At 71.6% G+C, this 15,109-nt stretch carries 17 protein-coding genes and 1 pseudogene; 8 read left to right on the forward strand and 10 right to left on the reverse strand.

Annotation, left to right across the window (positions count from 1 at the left end):
• Nucleotides 1-88 precede the first annotated feature (88 nt).
• Complete coding sequence (locus tag FHU28_RS18240) at nucleotides 89-958, reverse strand: PAC2 family protein (protein WP_184685755.1); 870 nt, start codon at nucleotides 956-958, stop codon at nucleotides 89-91.
• 240 nt (nucleotides 959-1,198) lie between these two features.
• On the opposite strand from FHU28_RS18240, the gene metH reads away from it, so the two are divergent.
• Nucleotides 1,199-4,714, forward strand: a complete 3,516-nt coding sequence (gene metH / locus FHU28_RS18245; RefSeq protein ID WP_184685756.1) for a methionine synthase — start codon at nucleotides 1,199-1,201, stop codon at nucleotides 4,712-4,714.
• A gap of 46 nt (nucleotides 4,715-4,760) precedes the next feature.
• Here metH and FHU28_RS18250 read toward each other — a convergent pair.
• Together FHU28_RS18250 and FHU28_RS18255 are read right to left on the reverse strand one after the other, a co-directional pair.
• Nucleotides 4,761-4,976, reverse strand: a pseudogene (locus FHU28_RS18250) (tyrosine-type recombinase/integrase); the annotation flags it as partial.
• Nucleotides 4,977-5,045: 69 nt separating this feature from the next.
• Complete coding sequence (locus FHU28_RS18255; RefSeq protein ID WP_184685758.1) at nucleotides 5,046-5,495, reverse strand: hypothetical protein; 450 nt, start codon at nucleotides 5,493-5,495, stop codon at nucleotides 5,046-5,048.
• A gap of 629 nt (nucleotides 5,496-6,124) precedes the next feature.
• On the opposite strand from FHU28_RS18255, the gene FHU28_RS18260 reads away from it, so the two are divergent.
• Nucleotides 6,125-6,994: an isocitrate lyase/PEP mutase family protein gene (locus FHU28_RS18260; RefSeq protein WP_184685760.1), complete on the forward strand. Its 870-nt coding sequence runs from the start codon at nucleotides 6,125-6,127 to the stop codon at nucleotides 6,992-6,994.
• A 274-nt stretch (nucleotides 6,995-7,268) separates the two neighbouring features.
• Here the strand turns inward: FHU28_RS18260 and FHU28_RS18265 are convergent, their stop codons facing one another.
• Nucleotides 7,269-7,718, reverse strand: a complete 450-nt coding sequence (locus FHU28_RS18265; protein WP_260413062.1) for a nuclear transport factor 2 family protein — start codon at nucleotides 7,716-7,718, stop codon at nucleotides 7,269-7,271.
• Nucleotides 7,719-7,790: 72 nt separating this feature from the next.
• Between FHU28_RS18265 and FHU28_RS18270 the strand changes: the two genes are divergently transcribed.
• Entirely contained in the window at nucleotides 7,791-8,558 is a 768-nt protein-coding gene (locus FHU28_RS18270; RefSeq protein WP_221453232.1) for a helix-turn-helix domain-containing protein, read from the forward strand.
• Here FHU28_RS18270 and FHU28_RS18275 read toward each other — a convergent pair.
• Together FHU28_RS18275 and FHU28_RS18280 are read right to left on the reverse strand one after the other, a co-directional pair.
• A complete protein-coding gene (locus tag FHU28_RS18275) occupies nucleotides 8,548-9,255 on the reverse strand; it encodes a DUF6069 family protein (protein WP_184685763.1) in 708 nt (235 codons plus the stop codon). The genes FHU28_RS18270 and FHU28_RS18275 overlap by 11 nt on opposite strands.
• Nucleotides 9,255-10,253, reverse strand: coding sequence for an RNA polymerase subunit sigma-70 (locus FHU28_RS18280; RefSeq protein ID WP_184685765.1), 999 nt, complete (start codon nucleotides 10,251-10,253; stop codon nucleotides 9,255-9,257). Before FHU28_RS18280 ends, FHU28_RS18275 begins: the two co-directional genes overlap by 1 nt.
• A gap of 113 nt (nucleotides 10,254-10,366) precedes the next feature.
• Between FHU28_RS18280 and FHU28_RS18285 the strand changes: the two genes are divergently transcribed.
• Entirely contained in the window at nucleotides 10,367-10,786 is a 420-nt protein-coding gene (locus tag FHU28_RS18285; RefSeq protein ID WP_184685767.1) for a hypothetical protein, read from the forward strand.
• Between the two features lie 10 nt (nucleotides 10,787-10,796).
• On the opposite strand, the gene FHU28_RS18290 is transcribed toward FHU28_RS18285, so the two are convergent.
• Genes FHU28_RS18290 through FHU28_RS18300 form a run of 3 tightly spaced genes read right to left on the reverse strand, consistent with a single transcriptional unit; the run spans nucleotide 10,797 to nucleotide 11,887 of the window.
• A complete protein-coding gene (locus tag FHU28_RS18290; protein ID WP_184685769.1) occupies nucleotides 10,797-11,132 on the reverse strand; it encodes a YnfA family protein in 336 nt (111 codons plus the stop codon).
• Nucleotides 11,133-11,135: 3 nt separating this feature from the next.
• Complete coding sequence (locus FHU28_RS18295; RefSeq protein ID WP_184685770.1) at nucleotides 11,136-11,558, reverse strand: MerR family transcriptional regulator; 423 nt, start codon at nucleotides 11,556-11,558, stop codon at nucleotides 11,136-11,138.
• The gene (locus tag FHU28_RS18300) at nucleotides 11,558-11,887 is read right to left on the reverse strand and encodes a hypothetical protein (protein WP_184685772.1); all 330 of its coding nucleotides are present in this window, start codon (nucleotides 11,885-11,887) and stop codon (nucleotides 11,558-11,560) included. Before FHU28_RS18300 ends, FHU28_RS18295 begins: the two co-directional genes overlap by 1 nt.
• A gap of 101 nt (nucleotides 11,888-11,988) precedes the next feature.
• Here FHU28_RS18300 and FHU28_RS18305 point away from each other — a divergent pair, with 101 nt between their 5' ends.
• Both FHU28_RS18305 and FHU28_RS18310 read left to right on the forward strand, forming a co-directional pair.
• Complete coding sequence (locus tag FHU28_RS18305; RefSeq protein WP_184685774.1) at nucleotides 11,989-12,654, forward strand: cation efflux transmembrane domain-containing protein; 666 nt, start codon at nucleotides 11,989-11,991, stop codon at nucleotides 12,652-12,654.
• 177 nt (nucleotides 12,655-12,831) lie between these two features.
• Nucleotides 12,832-13,011, forward strand: a complete 180-nt coding sequence (locus FHU28_RS18310) for a hypothetical protein (protein WP_184685776.1) — start codon at nucleotides 12,832-12,834, stop codon at nucleotides 13,009-13,011.
• A 10-nt stretch (nucleotides 13,012-13,021) separates the two neighbouring features.
• On the opposite strand, the gene FHU28_RS18315 is transcribed toward FHU28_RS18310, so the two are convergent.
• Entirely contained in the window at nucleotides 13,022-13,387 is a 366-nt protein-coding gene (locus FHU28_RS18315; RefSeq protein WP_184685778.1) for a hypothetical protein, read from the reverse strand.
• A 173-nt stretch (nucleotides 13,388-13,560) separates the two neighbouring features.
• On the opposite strand from FHU28_RS18315, the gene FHU28_RS18320 reads away from it, so the two are divergent.
• Nucleotides 13,561-14,304, forward strand: a complete 744-nt coding sequence (locus tag FHU28_RS18320) for a neutral zinc metallopeptidase (protein WP_184689677.1) — start codon at nucleotides 13,561-13,563, stop codon at nucleotides 14,302-14,304.
• 115 nt (nucleotides 14,305-14,419) lie between these two features.
• Nucleotides 14,420-15,058 (forward strand): HAD family hydrolase, encoded by a 639-nt coding sequence (locus FHU28_RS18325; protein ID WP_184685779.1) that lies wholly within the window; start codon nucleotides 14,420-14,422, stop codon nucleotides 15,056-15,058.
• Nucleotides 15,059-15,109: the final 51 nt, after the last annotated feature.

Genomic DNA, 15,109 nt, shown 5'->3' on the forward strand with positions numbered 1-15,109 from the left:
CTAGGATGCCCTAGAGGCTGTGACGTCGCCACCCCGGACACGAAGAAACCGGGCCCCGACCAGGGGACCCGGCTTCGGCGGAACAGGGCTACCAGGAACCCGCTGTCGGTCCGGCGGAACCGCCGCGGCGGCGCAGGTACTTCTCGAACTCCTGGGCGATCTCGTCCCCGGTCAACGGGGTGATGCCGGCGTCGCCGACCCGTTCCTCCAGCTCACGCACGTACTCGCCGAGCTCGGCGTCCTGCTCGGCGGCGCTGCGGACCCGCTGCTCCCACTCGGCTGCCTCCTCGGCCAGGTCGGCCATCGGCACCGGCAGGTCGAGCACATCCTCGACGCGGTGCAGCAGCGCGAGGGTGGCCTTCGGGCAGGGCGGGTTGTTGGCGTAGTGCGGCACGTGCACCCAGAACGACACGGCGTCGACCTCGGCGCGGGTGCAGGCGTCGTGCAGCACGCCGACGATGCCGGTCGGCCCGTCGTAGCGGGTGGGGGTGAGCTGGTAGCGCTTGGCCGCGTCGGCGTCCGACGCGCTGCCGCTGATCGGCAGCGGCCGGGTGTACGGCACGTCGGCGAGCAACGCGCCGAGCAGCACCACCCGCTCGACCTCCAGGCTGTGGCAGATCTCCAGCACCTGCTCGCAGAAGGTACGCCAGCGCATGCTCGGCTCGATGCCGCGGATCAGCACCACGTCCCGCTCGGTGCCCTCCGGGCTGGCCACCATGAAGCGGGTGGTGGGCCACTCGACGCGCCGGGTCTCGCCGTCGGCCATGGTGATCGTCGGACGGCTCACCTGGAAGTCGTAGAAGTCCTCCGGGTCCAGCTCGGTCACCTGCCGGGCCTGCCAGACCTGCTCCAGGTGTTCCACGGCGGCGGTGGAGGCGTCGGCGGCGTCGTTCCAGCCCTCGAAGGCCGCGATGGCGACCGGCGAGCGCAGTACCGGCAGCCCGTCGAACTCGGTCACGCCGTCACCTCACCCTGCTCGTCGGGCGCGGCGTCGCCTCGTCGCACTGTCGCACCCCTGTTGTCCTTCACGTCCGCCAGCCTACGTGCCGCCGCCGGAGCGGGCCCGTCGGCCGCGCCGGTCGCCGAGCCCGACCACCCGGGCGAACCGGCGCAAAGGCGTACGCGGTCCGTCGGGCAGTATGTGGGAAGGCCCGGTTCGGGTGAGTCTGCCGTACTCGGGCGCACTAACCTGGGCCATGTGCCTATTTCGTTGCGTGACCTCCTGGCGGATCGGATCCTGATCGCGGACGGCGCGATGGGGACGATGCTCCAGGCGGCCGACCTCACCCTTGACGACTTCGACGGCCTCGAAGGCTGCAACGAGATCCTCAACGTGACCCGGCCGGACGTGGTCCGCGGCGTGCACGACGCCTACCTGGCCGCGGGCGCGGACTGCGTGGAGACCAACACGTTCGGGGCGAACCTGCCCAACCTCGCCGAGTACGGCACCCCCGGCCGCATCCGGGAGCTGTCCGAGGCGGGCGCGCGGATCGCACGGGAGGCCGCCGACGCGTACGCGACGCCGGAGCACCCCCGGTTCGTGCTCGGCTCGATGGGCCCGGGCACCAAGCTGCCCACGCTCGGTCACGCGAGCTACGCCTCGCTGCGGGACGCGTACCAGGAGAACGCCGCCGGCCTGATCGCCGGTGGGGCGGACGGGCTGATCATCGAGACCTGCCAGGACCTGCTCCAGGTCAAGGCGGCGGTGGTCGGGTCGAAGCGGGCCCGCGCCGAGGCGGGCCGGGACGTGCCGATCATCTGTCAGGTGGCCGTGGAGACCACCGGCACCATGCTGCTGGGCAGCGAGATCGGCGCCGCGCTGACCGCCGTCGAGCCGCTCGGCGTCGACCTGATCGGGCTGAACTGCTCCACCGGCCCGGCGGAGATGGGCGAGCACCTGCGCTACCTGGCGCAGCACTCGCGTATCCCGATCTCGGTGATGCCGAACGCGGGCCTGCCGGTGCTGACCGCCGACGGGGCGTACTTCCCGCTCAGCCCGGACGAGCTGGCCGACGCGCTGGAGCAGTTCGTCACCGACTACGGCGTGGCGCTGATCGGCGGCTGCTGCGGCACCACTCCGGAGCACATCCGGGTGCTGGTGGAGCGGCTGGGCGGGCGGGCGCCGGTGGCGCGGGAGCCGAAGCCGGAGGCCGGGGTCTCCTCGATCTACCACCACGTGCCGTTCGCCCAGGACGCCAGCATCCTGATGGTGGGGGAGCGGACCAACGCCAACGGCTCGAAGGCGTTCCGCGAGTCGATGCTCGCCGGGGACTGGCAGGCCTGCGTGGAGGTCGCCCGCAGCCAGGCCCGGGACGGCTCGCACCTGCTCGACCTCTGCGTCGACTACGTGGGCCGCGACGGCACGCAGGACATGCGGGAGCTGGCCGGCCGCTTCGCCACCGCCTCGACGCTGCCGATCGTGCTGGACTCCACCGAGCCGGCGGTGATCGAGGCCGGGCTGGAGATGCTCGGCGGCCGGTGCGTGGTCAACTCGGTCAACTTCGAGGACGGCGACGGCCCCGAGTCCCGCTACGCGCGGATCATGCCGGTGGTCAGGGAGCACGGCGCCGCCGTCGTGGCGCTGCTCATCGACGAGGAGGGCCAGGCCCGCACCCGCGAGTGGAAGGTACGGGTGGCCTCCCGGCTGATCGACGACCTGACCGGCCGGTGGGGGATGCGCCGGGAGGACATCCTCATCGACGCGCTGACGTTCCCGATCGCCACCGGGCAGGAGGAGACCCGCCGCGACGGCATCGAGACGATCGAGGCGATCCGGGAGATCGCGGCGCGCTACCCGGGCGTCAACTTCACCGCAGGCATCTCCAACGTCTCGTTCGGCCTCAACCCGGCGGCCCGGCAGGTGCTCAACTCGGTGTTCCTGCACGAGTGCGCCCAGGCCGGGCTGACCTCGGCGATCGTGCACGCCAGCAAGATCCTGCCGATGTCGCGGATCCCGGACGAGCAGCGTGAGGTGGCGCTCGACCTGGTCTACGACCGCCGCCGCGAGGGCTACGACCCGGTGCAGCGGTTCATCGAGGCATTCGAGGGCGTGGACGCGGCGTCGGCGCGCGCCACCCGGGCCGAGGAACTGGCCGCGCTGCCGCTGGACGAGCGGCTCAAGCGGCGGATCATCGACGGCGAGCGCAACGGCCTGGAGGCCGACCTGGACACTGCGATGGCGCAGGGGCGTACCCCGCTGTCCATCATCAACGACCTGCTGCTGGACGGCATGAAGGTGGTCGGTGAGCTGTTCGGCTCGGGCCAGATGCAGTTGCCGTTCGTGCTCCAGTCCGCCGAGGTGATGAAGACCGCGGTGGCCTACCTGGAGCCGCACATGGAGAAGACCGACGACGACGGCAAGGGCCGGATCGTGCTCGCCACCGTCAAGGGCGACGTGCACGACATCGGCAAGAACCTGGTCGACATCATCCTGTCCAACAACGGCTACGACGTGGTGAACATCGGCATCAAGCAGCCGATCAACGCGATCCTCGACGCGGCCGAGGAGCACCGGGCCGACGCGATCGGCATGTCCGGCCTGCTGGTCAAGAGCACCGTGATCATGAAGGAGAACCTGGCCGAGATGGCCTCCCGGGGCGTGGCAGAGCGCTGGCCGGTGCTGCTCGGCGGCGCGGCGCTGACCCGCGCGTACGTCGAGGACGACCTGCGGTCGATCTATCCGGGCCAGGTGCACTACGCCCGCGACGCGTTCGAAGGGCTGTCCCTGATGGACCGCGTGATGACGGCCAAGCGCGGCGGCGCGCCGGTGGTCGACCCGGAGCGCGAGGCGGCGCTGGCGGCCCGCCGGGAGCGCCGCGAGCGGCAGCGGGCGCAGGTCCGCGAGGCGTTGCCCGAACTGGACGACGCGTCGGTCCGCTCCGACGTGGCGGCGGACGTGGCCGTGCCGAAGCCGCCGTTCTTCGGCACCCGCGTCGTCAAGGGCGTGCCGCTGGCCGACTACGCGGCCCTGCTCGACGAGCGGGCCACGTTCCTGGGCCAGTGGGGGCTGCGCGGCGCCCGTGGCGGCAAGGGCCCGTCGTACGAGGAACTGGTCGAGACCGAGGGCCGGCCCCGGCTGCGGTACTGGCTGGACCGCCTGATCTCCGACCAGGTGCTGGAGGCGGCCGTGGTGTACGGCTACTTCCCCGCGTACTCCGAGGGCAACGACCTGGTGGTGCTGGACGAGAACGGGCACAGCGAGCGGGCCCGGTTCTCCTTCCCCCGGCAGCGGCAGGAGCGGCGGCTGTGCCTGGCCGACTTCTTCCGGCCCAAGGGCGACCAGCTCGACGTAGTGGCGTTGCAACTGGTCACCGTCGGGCAGCCGATCAGCGAATACACGGCGAAGATGTTCGCCGGCAACGAGTACCGCGACTACCTGGAGGTGCACGGCCTGTCGGTGCAGCTCACCGAGGCCCTCGCGGAGTACTGGCACCGGCGGATCCGCGCCGAGCTGGTGCTGCCCGGCGGCGGCACCGTGGCCGACAACGATCCGGCGGACCTCGCCGGTCTGCTGCGCACCGACTACCGGGGCTGCCGGTACGCGTTCGGCTACCCGGCCTGTCCGGACCTGGAGGACCGGGCGAAGATCGTGGAGCTGCTGGGCGCGGAGCGGATCGGGGTGCAGTTGTCCGAGGAGTTCCAGCTGGTGCCGGAGCAGGCCACTGACGCGATCGTGGTGCACCACCCGGAGGCGAACTACTTCAACGCCAAGTGACGCCGTCACCCTTCCTGAGCTGGGCAAACACTCTTCCGGCACCCGGCTAGGCCGTCGCCAGGCCGTCAGGGTCAGTTGGGCCGTGCCCGAACGCAGTGTCGATCGCCCGGCGGGTGCGGTCCTCGCTGGTCGGCAGGAGGTGGGTGTAGACGCGCAGCGTGAAGCCCGGGTCGGCGTGGCCGAGGTACAGGGACAGCGCCTTGATGTTCTCGCCCGCGTCGAGCAGGACCGAGGCATACGTGTGGCGCAGGACGTGCATGCCGTTGTCACTTGATTCGTGACACGTCCGGCTAGACGATCTTGATTGTTTCTTGTCTCAGGCTACTGGTGTTCAGTCCCAGAAGTTGAACAGCAGCTCGCCGACTGTGGTCGGGTTCCAGTAGTTGATCTGGTCGTGTTCATGCTGGCTGAGGGCGTTCAGGTCGACCTGTGACAGGGGGGTCTGTAGCTGCTCGGCGGTGAGGGCTTGGGCGTCGGTCAGGGTGGTGAGGGCGGCGGCGAGGTCGGGGTGGTCGACGAACGTCACCGTGACGTCGCCGTTGGTGTGGGGGCGGGCGAAGGCGATGAACGGCAGGGTGGTGTGCCGTAGCACCGCGATGTGGTGCTGGGCGTCGGCGATGTCGACGGTGTGGAAGTTCGGCGTGACGCCGGCGGGAGTGACGCCGGTGACGGTGGCGTCGATGGTGCGGGCGACGTGGTGGCAGGCGGCGGTGAAGGCTTTGAGGTCCGCTTGGGCGCCGGGTGGCGGGTTGAAGCCGGTGGCTCCGGGCGGCAGCTTCATGGTCGGGCTCCGTGGTCGTCGCGGTCGGTGCAGGCTAGCTGACGCTGTCGTGGAGGTTCGGGCTTGCGGACCTTGAACCGGGCGATGGGCTTGGTGGTTGTGCGAGGCACTTCGGTGAGGAGTTGGTCGCCGTCGTGGATGCGGAAGGTGGTGTCCGCGTCTTCGACGGTGAGGGTTCGACCGGAGTGGCCGATGCCGACGTGGATTTTCTGGCCGGCGATGACGAGGACGCCGCGGCTGCTGACCCGTCGTTCGACGCGAAGTGGCCGGGTTGCTGGGGTGGGTGGGGGTCCGGCGGGGCGGGTGTCGCGGATGCGGTCCTTCCAGGTGGTAGCCGATGGGGTGTTGCCGACCGGCGAGGCTGACCAGGCCGATGGCGTTGACGAGACGGTCGACCTCGAACCCCGGGAGCCGGGTCCGTGCCGGGCGAGGTTGGGTCGACTGCGCCACTGTGGCGGTGTCTGCCGGGGGCGCGGTCCGTGACACGAGAGCGGCGCAGCCTGTGCCGACAGCGCCCGAACCTGCGTCAAGGTCCGCTTGACGTGGCGGATCGGCGGCGGTCCGCTCCCCAGGGGGGCGCGGGTCGAGGGCGTACGTGATGGCAAGGAATCGGGGCAAGGGGCAGCGGCGTGACGGCGTGGTCTGATACCCGCCAGACCGGTTGCCCGATTGGCGGTTTGCTTAGGTCCATGACCAACTCGCACCACGAACAAGCCCTGCACTTCCGCTCCCTGCACCGCCCCGGTCAACCGCTGGTGCTGCCCAACGCCTGGGACGCCGCGAGCGCGCGGCTGATCGAGGAGGCCGGAGCAGCCGCCATCGCAACTACCAGCGCCGGGGTGGCCTGGAGCGTCGGCGCGGGCGACGGCGAGGCGATGGGCCGTGACCGCGCACTCGACCTGATCGCCCGCGTAGCGTCCACGGTCAGCGTGCCGGTCAGCGCCGATATCGAAGGCGGGTACGCGGAGGATCCCGACGGGATCGCCGAGACGATCCGTAGGGTGCTCGACGCCGGAGCGGTAGGTGTCAACCTGGAAGACGGTCCGCGACCGGCCGCCGACCATGTCGAACGGATCGCGGCTGCGCGGAAGGCCGGCGGTTCGGCGCTGTTCATCAACGCCCGGATCGACACCTACCTGATGTCCCTCGGAGATTCCGCCACCCGACTGCGGGACACGCTTGAGCGGGCGGCGGCCTACATCGCCGCCGGCGCGGACGGCATCTTCGTGCCCGGCGTGGCCGACGCCGAAACCATAGCGGCGCTCGCCGCCGAACTCGCGGTGCCGTTGAACGTCATGGCCGGGCCGGGCTCACCCTCGATCAGTGAGCTTGCCGACCTGGGCGTCACGAGGGTCAGCCTCGGCCCGGCGATCGCCCTGGCCGCGTACGCGGCGGCGCGGCGCGCTGCCCGCGAGTTGCTGGCCGCCGGGACCTACCGGGCCCTCGACGGCTCACTGGGCTTCGCCGAGACCGATGCGCTGATGGCTGCGCGGGCCTGATGGGTGACGAACTGAGTGACAACGGCGGCGTCCGGCAGTGGACATCCACGGACTCTGGTGCACCGTTCCCGCAGGTCAGCGCTTGTGCGTGAGCAGTCGGGGCTCTCTGATCACTCGTTCGCGCCGAAGAGGTCACTGGTTCGATCCCAGTATCGCCCACGCAGGTCAAAGGCCACTTCCCGGCTTCGGGAGGTGGCCTTTGTGCTGTCGTACAGCAGCTTTGTACAGCAGTTGTCGTTAGCGGCTCAGTGAGTCGCTGAGGGTTCGACTGTGGCTACGACGAGGAACGGCGGGACCGTTCGGCGAGGTGGGCATCGCGGGTGACCTCCGACGCCCAGCGCTGAGGAGGGTTCCACCACTCCAGATTGGCGGCCGCCTGGGCGACCGGCTCGATGATCTCCCACCCCTCGGCGATCAGCCCGTCGTCGATCCGCCAGATGTCGACGACAGCGATTTCCGGCCCTGCGCCCGGAAGCCAGCGTCGCGAGTGCACCACGACGTGGTCGTCGTCGGCCAGCACCTGATGAATCTCGACCTGCATGCCGACGAGGGGCGCCAGCGCGGCGCGGACGGCGGCGAGCCATTCCCCTCTGGTCGATGTGGTCGAGCCCGGCCTGTGGTGGACGAAGTCATCACTCAGAAACTGGGCGAGCGCGTCCACGTCACCAGTCTCGATCAGCCCTGCCAGCGCCCGTTGGACGAGGTTCTTGTTCTCCGTGGTCATGGACGCAGTGTTTCCGCGTCCGCGTCGCCTGTCGATGAAATCGGATGTCATGGCGCCCGGTGGGTACGCTTCATGATCGTGTACACGGTCGGGGAACTCCTGCGGCAGTGGCGGCAACGCCGAGGACTCAGCCAACTCGATCTCGCTATCGCCGCGGACGTCTCTGCTCGGCACGTCAGCCTGGTCGAGACGGGTAGATCCCAGCCGAGCGCGGACATGATCCTGCGGCTCGCGGCTCAGCTCCACGTGCCGCTACGTGAGCGCAACCGGCTCCTGCTCGCCGGCGGCTTCGCCCCCCGGTATACCGAGCGTCCACTGCGTGACATCGCACTGTCGGCCGTCCATGACGCGATCCGCAGGGTGCTCCGCGCACACGAGCCCTATCCAGCGGTGGTGTTCGACCGCCGGTGGAACATCGTGATGACCAATCGCGCCGTCGACCCGTTCTTCGCGCAGGTGGCTCCCGACCTGCTGCGGCCGCCCGTCAACCTGGTGCGGCTGGGGCTGGACCCGCGCGGGCTCGCTCGCATGGTCGTCAACCTGGCCGACGTGCGCGCGGTGTTCCGCACGCGGATCTCACGCCAGCTCGCCACTGCTCCCGACCCTGAACTCACCGCACTCTACGAAGAGCTCCTGGCACCCGAACCCGACGACGCGTCGGACCACCAGATCGACGACGGCGTCGTGATCCCGATGATCCTCAGCGTCGGCGGACGAGAGCTGCGGCTGTTCTCGACCATCACCACATTCGGTACCCCGATGGACATCACGGTCGACGAGGTCGCGATCGAGTCCTACTACCCGGCAGACGCCGAGAGCGCCGCCTACTTCACGAGGTAGCCGCGCGGAGGCTCCTCGTCAGGGCGGGGATCATCACCGCCGCCGCGAGAAGGTGCAGCCCGACCAGTGTGATGCTGGTCGTGGCAGCGGCCCCGACGAGGAAGGGCGGGACCAGCGACAGCGCGGTCAGCGCCACCGCCGTCCACAGGAACCGTTCGGCGGGGCGGGCGCTCCACCGCAGCAGTACGGCGGCGATGACGACGCCCACGAGCGAGAAGAAGCCGGTCACCACGGCGAACCCGCCCAACGGGATCGTCTCGTCGCCGCCGTCGGGGATCGCGAAGTCGACGCCGGCGGCCCGGGCGAGCGCGGCGGCGACCGGCGTGGCCGCCATCGCCGCGACCGTGGCGATGACGCCGGTGACGGCGAGCCGCCGGAAGCGGCGCGGGCGTCGGGTACGGCCCGAGGCGAGGTCCGCGCCGGTGTCGGTGCTGCTGGTCATGTCGTTCCTCCGAGTTTCGGGGTGAGGCGTGAGGATGCGCACCGTCGCGGTGCGACGGCCGGGATTACGCAGGGCGCGTACGCCGGTGCCGCGCAGCCAGAACCCGGCGTGACGCCGGAGCACCGGCCCGGGTTCGCCGTCGCGCAGCTCCAGCTGCACCCGTCCGCGCGTGACGACGCCGAACGCGTGGTGCCACTGGGCCGCGACCACCGGAACACGCGCGCCGCCGGGCAGCGCGAGCGTCCGCTCCGGCACTACGGGGTGCCGTCCGCCGGCAGGCGCTCCGGCAGCCCGAGCCGCGGGAACTGGTCGTCGTGGAAGATGAGGATCTCGGTGATCGCGCCGCCGGTGATGCTCAGGGCGTCGACGGTGAGCGGCAGGTACGCGCCCTCCCGCTCCTGCCAGAGGTAGAACGCCACGGCGGGCTGCCGGTTCACGGCGGTGGGCACGGCCCGCAGGCTTCCCAGGCTCTCGAAGCCGTCGGCGATCCAGTCGGCCACCACCGCATCGCGGCCGATCTGCAGGCCCGGGGTGGGCGGCATCGAGCACCGCACGTCCTCGCGCAGCAGCGCGGCGAGGCGGCCGACGTCCTTGGCCAGGCTGGCGTCGGTGAAGCGGCGCACCAGCTCGCGCGTACCGGCGTCCTCCTCGCCGCCGGTCCAGTCCTGCCGCTGCGCGGGCAGGTGTTCCCGCATTCCGGCGCGGGCGCGCTGCAACGCGCTGTTCACCGAGTTGACCGAGTCGCCGAGCAGTTCCGCGACGTCCTTCGCCGGCCAGCCGAGCACGTCGCGCAGGATCAGCACGGCCCGCGGGCGCGGCGCGAGGTGCTGCACCGCGACCAGGTACGCCAGCTCGATCGTCTCCCGCGCCACCGCGACGGCCTCCGGCTCGTCCGCGCCGGCCGCGGGCAGCTCGTCGAGCAGCCGGTCCGGGTAGGGCTGCAGCCACAGCACCTCGCCGCCGGTAGCCGGCTCGGGGCGGCACTTGGCCAGCAGGTCCAGGCAGGCGTTCGTGGCGATGCGGTACAGCCAGGCCCGGAACGTCGAGCGTCCGGCGAACGTCTCGCGCCGCCGCCAGGCCCGCAGGAACGTCTCCTGGACGGTGTCCTCGGCGTCCTCGAACGACCCGAGCATCCGGTAGCAGTGCACGTGCAGCTCCCGCCGGTGCCGCTGCGCCAGCCCGGTGAACGCCGGCTCGTCGGCCTCACGCAGATCGCGTACGTCCAGCTCCGCCTGCCGTGTCTCCGCACCCATCACGTCATCCTCCCGCCTCGTCGTGGCCTGTCCCAGGTGTGACGGGTACGGGCGGGAAAACTCATCACCGCCGCCCGATCCCGGAGGTGACAGGCGGTACTACCGTTCGCGCCATGCAGTTCTCGATCGACCGCGATTCCGTGTGCATGGGCGACGACGTCGATTCGCACCGCGTGACTCTCGACGTGCGCCCTCACCGGACCCTCGGCTCGCTTCTGGCGCAGGCCCTGCGTGAGTACCGCCTGGCCGCCGTCGGCGGCGAGATCTCCTGGATCGCCGAGGTCACCTACGGCGGTTACCGGCACGACGAGCGCGGCCTCGTGCACCCGCCGATGAGCCACGCGCTCGCGCTGCTGCACGTGCCGTATCCGGAGGGCGAGTCGACGATCATCCCGTTGAGCAACTACTTCCTGGCCATGCCGTTGCGTCAGATGGCAGAGCGGGCCGGCGGGGCCGAGGTGACCCTCAACTTCCACTACCTCAGCGAGGGAGCCCGCTGGCGTCCGGAGGAGTTCATCGCCCGGTACAAGTGATGGCGAACGGTCAGCTCGCGCGTGGGGCGTACATGATGACGGCGACGCCGACCAGGCAGATGGCCGCGCCGACGAGGTCGTAGCGGTCGGGCCGGAACTTGTCGACCACCATGCCCCAGGCGAGCGACCCGGCGACGAAGACGCCGCCGTAGGCGGCGAGGATGCGGCCGAAGTTCGGATCCGGCTGGAACGTGGCGACGAACCCGTAGGCGCCGAGCGCGATCACCCCGGCGGCGATCCAGAGCAGCCCGCGGTTCTCCCGCGAGCCCTGCCACACCAGCCAGGCGCCGCCGATCTCGGCGAGCGCGGCGAGCAGGAACAGCAGAATGGAACGCGCGACCGTCATGCGTCAGACCGTAGCCGGGTCGTGGTCCGGACCGGCGAACGGCAGCGGACAGCGCGGGCTGCCGGCGCAGGCGACCAGGTCGTCGCAGCCGGCCGAGATCGCGGCCCGGAGCGTGTCGCGGACGACGGTGAGGTCCGCCAGCCGCTGCTCCACCTCGGCGAGCTTGTCGCGGGCCCGGGTCCGCAGGCCGGTCTCGTGCCGGCCGGCCGCGAGCAGGTCGGCGACCTCGGCGAGGGTGAAGCCGAGTCGTTGCGCGGCCTTCACCACCCGCAGCAGGGTGACCGTCTCGGCCGGGTAGAGGCGGTGTCCGCCCGGCGACCGCCGGGGCGCGGGGAGCAGCCCACGTCGCTCGTAGTAGCGCAGCGTCTGCACGGTGACCCCGGCCGCGTCGGCGAGCCGGCCGCTGCGCAGGTCCGGCTCTCCCATCACCGGCCCCGCGCGGCCGTGGCCCGCAGGGCCAGGGCATCGAGTACGCCGACACGGGCGTCCGGAACCCGGATGTCGAGCGTCAACGTGTCGCCGTCCGGGCGGGCGAGGTCGAACGTGAAGAAGGAACAGCAGGCCGACTCGCGGTCGATCAGGTCGCGGGCGACGGGTTCGGCGCTGCCGTCGAGGCGCAGCCGCAGGTGCCGGGCGGTCAGCCGGTCGGCGCCGCGCAATGCGTCGTGGAACAGCCCGTCGAACTCGGCCAGCCGCAGCGGCCGTTCGGCGGTGGGCAGCGTGCAGGTGTCGGGCACCCAGGAATCGTCGGTCACCTCTCGACGGTAAGCCCGTACCCCAGTACCGGATGCAAGCCCGGCACCTGGAAGACGCACGCGCGGTATGGTCGCGGCATGCGGACGTCTGGATGCCGCTGATGAGCCTGCCGCTGATCCCCGCCAGGGCTGCCGGCCCGGCGCCGGCCCGCCGCGCGCTGCTCACCCGCCGGGTACGGCTGCTGGTCGCCGCGACGATTACCTACAACGTGATCGAGGCGGTGGTGGCGATCGGCGCCGGCACCGTCGCGTCCTCGACCGCACTGATCGGTTTCGGTCTGGATTCGATCATCGAGGTGGCTTCCGCAGCAGCCGTGGCGTGGCAGTTCGCCGGTCCGGACCCGCAGGCCCGGGAACGGGTCACGCTGCGGGTCATCGCGGTGTCGTTCTTCGCGCTCGCCGGGTACGTCACCGTCGAGGCGGTCCGGGCGCTGCTCGGCGGCGCCGAGGCCGCACACTCGCCGGTCGGGCTGGTCCTCGCCGGGCTCTCGGTGATCGTGATGCCGGTGCTCTCGGCCGCGCAGCGGCGCGCCGGCCGTGAACTCGGCTCCCGGTCGGCGGTGGCCGACTCGAAGCAGACGCTGCTGTGCACGTACCTCTCGGTGGTCCTGCTCGTCGGGCTGGCCCTCAACGGCCTGTTCGGATGGTCCTGGGCCGACCCCCTCGCGGCGCTGGTGATCGCCGTGGTCGCGGTCCGCGAGGGCCGCGACGCCTGGCGCGGCGAGACCTGCTGCGCCGCCTGCGGCCCGCCCGGCCCGCAGGCGTGATCACCGGCCGCGACCTGCGGCGACGTCGGGAATACGGCTGTGCTCGCCGGTCCGGCGGGCTACCGTCACCGGAGTACGGGCCGACGCCGGATCAGGCGCCGCGTCCACGCCCGCGCCGTCCGGTTGACGTGGCGGAAACGCCCGAGGGCGAGCATGGGTACGACGAAAGGGGCGGACATGACCGACGAGGTGACGTCGCAGGTCCCGCCGGACCCGGTTCCCGTGCTGAGCGCGCCTGCCGGCGCCGGGCCGGTCGGACCGCCGAGCAGCCTGGACCTGTGGGCGCGTGCCCAGGTGCTGCACCGCTGTTTCGGCGACGACGACGGCGAGCCGCACATCATGCGCGGCCTGGACTGACCGCAGCGGCTCAGCGCACCATCACACCGGCCCGCGCCAGCGCTTCCCACCAGGACGCGAGGTCGGGAACCGGTTCGGCGCGGGCGGTGAGTTCGTCCAGCCGCCGCAGTTGTTCCCTGCTCGGTGACGGTGAGACGGTGGCGCCCGCGCCGACCAGGGCGTACCGGTGGCCGCCGACCGTGAGCAGCATCGTGCCGAAGATCGTCCCCCGGGCCTCGACCTGCCCGGCGGGCGCGGCGAAGACCTCCGCGCCGCGCCGGTCGCCGGCCCGCAGCCGGCCCTCGTCGAGCGTCATCAGCACCGGCACGCACCGCAGACCGTTCCAGAGGCTACGTCGCCAGAAGACAATTCCGGCGTACGACGGGCGCGGCTCCATCCCGGCGACGGTACCCGGGTCGATCCGGGGTGACCGGCGCGGACGCCCCGGGGCGCCGTCGCCCGGCACCCGGTGAACGTTTCCCGGCGGGCGTGCGTGTGAGCCGGTGAGCATCACCGGCGTCCGCCGGGGGTACTGCTGCGGGACACGGGCACGACAGCCGGGAGGTCATGGTGGGGGACAGGGCGGGACGTCAGGGGCGCGGGCCGATCGCCGGACTGGTGGTGGCCGCGCTGGTGGCGGCCGGCTGCATGGCCGGCGGCGTCGACCAGGGCGAGCCGCAGCAGCAGCCCGCGCCCCGGCGCAGCGCGCAGCCCGAGTCGCAGACCACCCGGGCGGACGGCACCACGAGCGTCGCCGAGTTCAAGCAGGACATCGAGGACGCGGTCCGGCTGGCCGAACGCTACTGGGCGCAGCAGTTCCGCGCCTCCGGTCAGCGCTTCACCCCGATCCGGCGGGTGGTGCCCTACAGCCGCGAGGGCGAGGTGGCCTGCGCCGGGCAGGCGCTGCCGCGCAACAACGCGGTGTACTGCTCGGCCGGCGACTTCATCGCCTACGACGTGAACTGGTCGGTGGCGGCGTTCCGGCAGATCGGCGACGCGTTCCTGTTCTACCTGCTCGGCCACGAGTACGCCCACGGCATGCAGGTGCGGCTGGGCATCCGCTACAACTTCACCATCCAGCAGGAGCTGCAGGCCGACTGCATGGCCGGGGCGTACCTCGGTGACAGCGTGCGTTCCGGGGCGCTGGAGCTGGAGGACGGTGACCTGGAGGAGTTCCGGGAAGGGCTGCTGGCGGTCGGCGACGACCCCGATCAGCCGTGGTTCGCCGAGGGCTCGCACGGCACCGCCGAGCAGCGCAGCGACTCGTTCTTCCGGGGGTACGAGAAGTCGCTGGGCGCCTGCGGCCTCGGGTGATGCCGCGGGTCACCCCGGTCGGGGACGGTGGCGTGCGGGCCCGGCGCGGCTGGCAGGATCGGCGGGGTACGCGTACCGAAGGAGGCCCCCGCTGAGCAGCAAGCACCCCGCCGCCGTGCTCTTCGACATGGACGGCACCCTGGTCGACAGCGAGAAACTGTGGGACGTCGCGTTGCAGGAGCTGGCCGCCGTGTACGGCGGTGTCCTGTCCGACGATGCCCGCCGCGCGATCGTCGGCACCGGGATGGCCGACGCGATGCGGATCGTGCACGACGACCTGGGCCAGCCGGAACGGGACGTGCAGGAAAGCGCCGACTGGATCAGCGCCCGGATCCTGGACCTGTTCCGCACCGGGCTGCGGTGGCGTCCGGGCGCGCTGGCGCTGCTGCGGGCGGTACGCGACGCCGGCATCCCCACCGCGCTGGTCACCTCCAGCGGCCGGTCCCTGGTCGAGGTGGCCCTGGACACGCTGGGCCGGGACAGCTTCGACGCGGTGGTCTGCGGTGACGAGGTGGACGCGGCCAAGCCGCACCCGGAGCCGTACCTGACCGCCGCGCGTCTGCTGGACGTGCCGGTCGAGCGGTGCGTGGCGATCGAGGACTCACCGACCGGGGTGGCGAGCGCCCTGGCAGCCGGCGCGGCGGTGCTGGCCGTACCGGCCGAGGTGCCGCTGGCGCCCGCCGACGGCGTACACCAGGTGGAGAGCCTGCTCGGGGCGGACCTGGAGCTGCTCGCGGCCCTGCTCAACCGTTAAGAAGGGCCCCTTCTTATGCGCGAGGCGTTAAGAAGGGGCCCTTCCTTTCCC

This window comes from Micromonospora echinospora, assembly GCF_014203425.1.
In the GTDB taxonomy this organism is placed as follows: domain Bacteria; phylum Actinomycetota; class Actinomycetes; order Mycobacteriales; family Micromonosporaceae; genus Micromonospora; species Micromonospora echinospora_A.

What these genes read in the sequence shown, in the direction of transcription:
- FHU28_RS18255 (WP_184685758.1), bottom strand. Translation starts at nt 5,495, where the DNA reads ATGAAGCTGCCGCCCGGAGCCACCGGCTTCAACCCGCCACCCGGCGCC.
- FHU28_RS18265 (WP_260413062.1), bottom strand. Translation starts at nt 7,718, where the DNA reads ATGACCACGGAGAACAAGAACCTCGTCCAACGGGCGCTGGCAGGGCTG.
- FHU28_RS18270 (WP_221453232.1), top strand. Translation starts at nt 7,791, where the DNA reads ATGATCGTGTACACGGTCGGGGAACTCCTGCGGCAGTGGCGGCAACGC.
- FHU28_RS18280 (WP_184685765.1), bottom strand. Translation starts at nt 10,253, where the DNA reads ATGGGTGCGGAGACACGGCAGGCGGAGCTGGACGTACGCGATCTGCGT.
- FHU28_RS18285 (WP_184685767.1), top strand. Translation starts at nt 10,367, where the DNA reads ATGCAGTTCTCGATCGACCGCGATTCCGTGTGCATGGGCGACGACGTC.
- FHU28_RS18290 (WP_184685769.1), bottom strand. Translation starts at nt 11,132, where the DNA reads ATGACGGTCGCGCGTTCCATTCTGCTGTTCCTGCTCGCCGCGCTCGCC.
- FHU28_RS18295 (WP_184685770.1), bottom strand. Translation starts at nt 11,558, where the DNA reads ATGGGAGAGCCGGACCTGCGCAGCGGCCGGCTCGCCGACGCGGCCGGG.
- FHU28_RS18305 (WP_184685774.1), top strand. Translation starts at nt 11,989, where the DNA reads ATGAGCCTGCCGCTGATCCCCGCCAGGGCTGCCGGCCCGGCGCCGGCC.
- FHU28_RS18310 (WP_184685776.1), top strand. Translation starts at nt 12,832, where the DNA reads ATGACCGACGAGGTGACGTCGCAGGTCCCGCCGGACCCGGTTCCCGTG.
- FHU28_RS18315 (WP_184685778.1), bottom strand. Translation starts at nt 13,387, where the DNA reads ATGGAGCCGCGCCCGTCGTACGCCGGAATTGTCTTCTGGCGACGTAGC.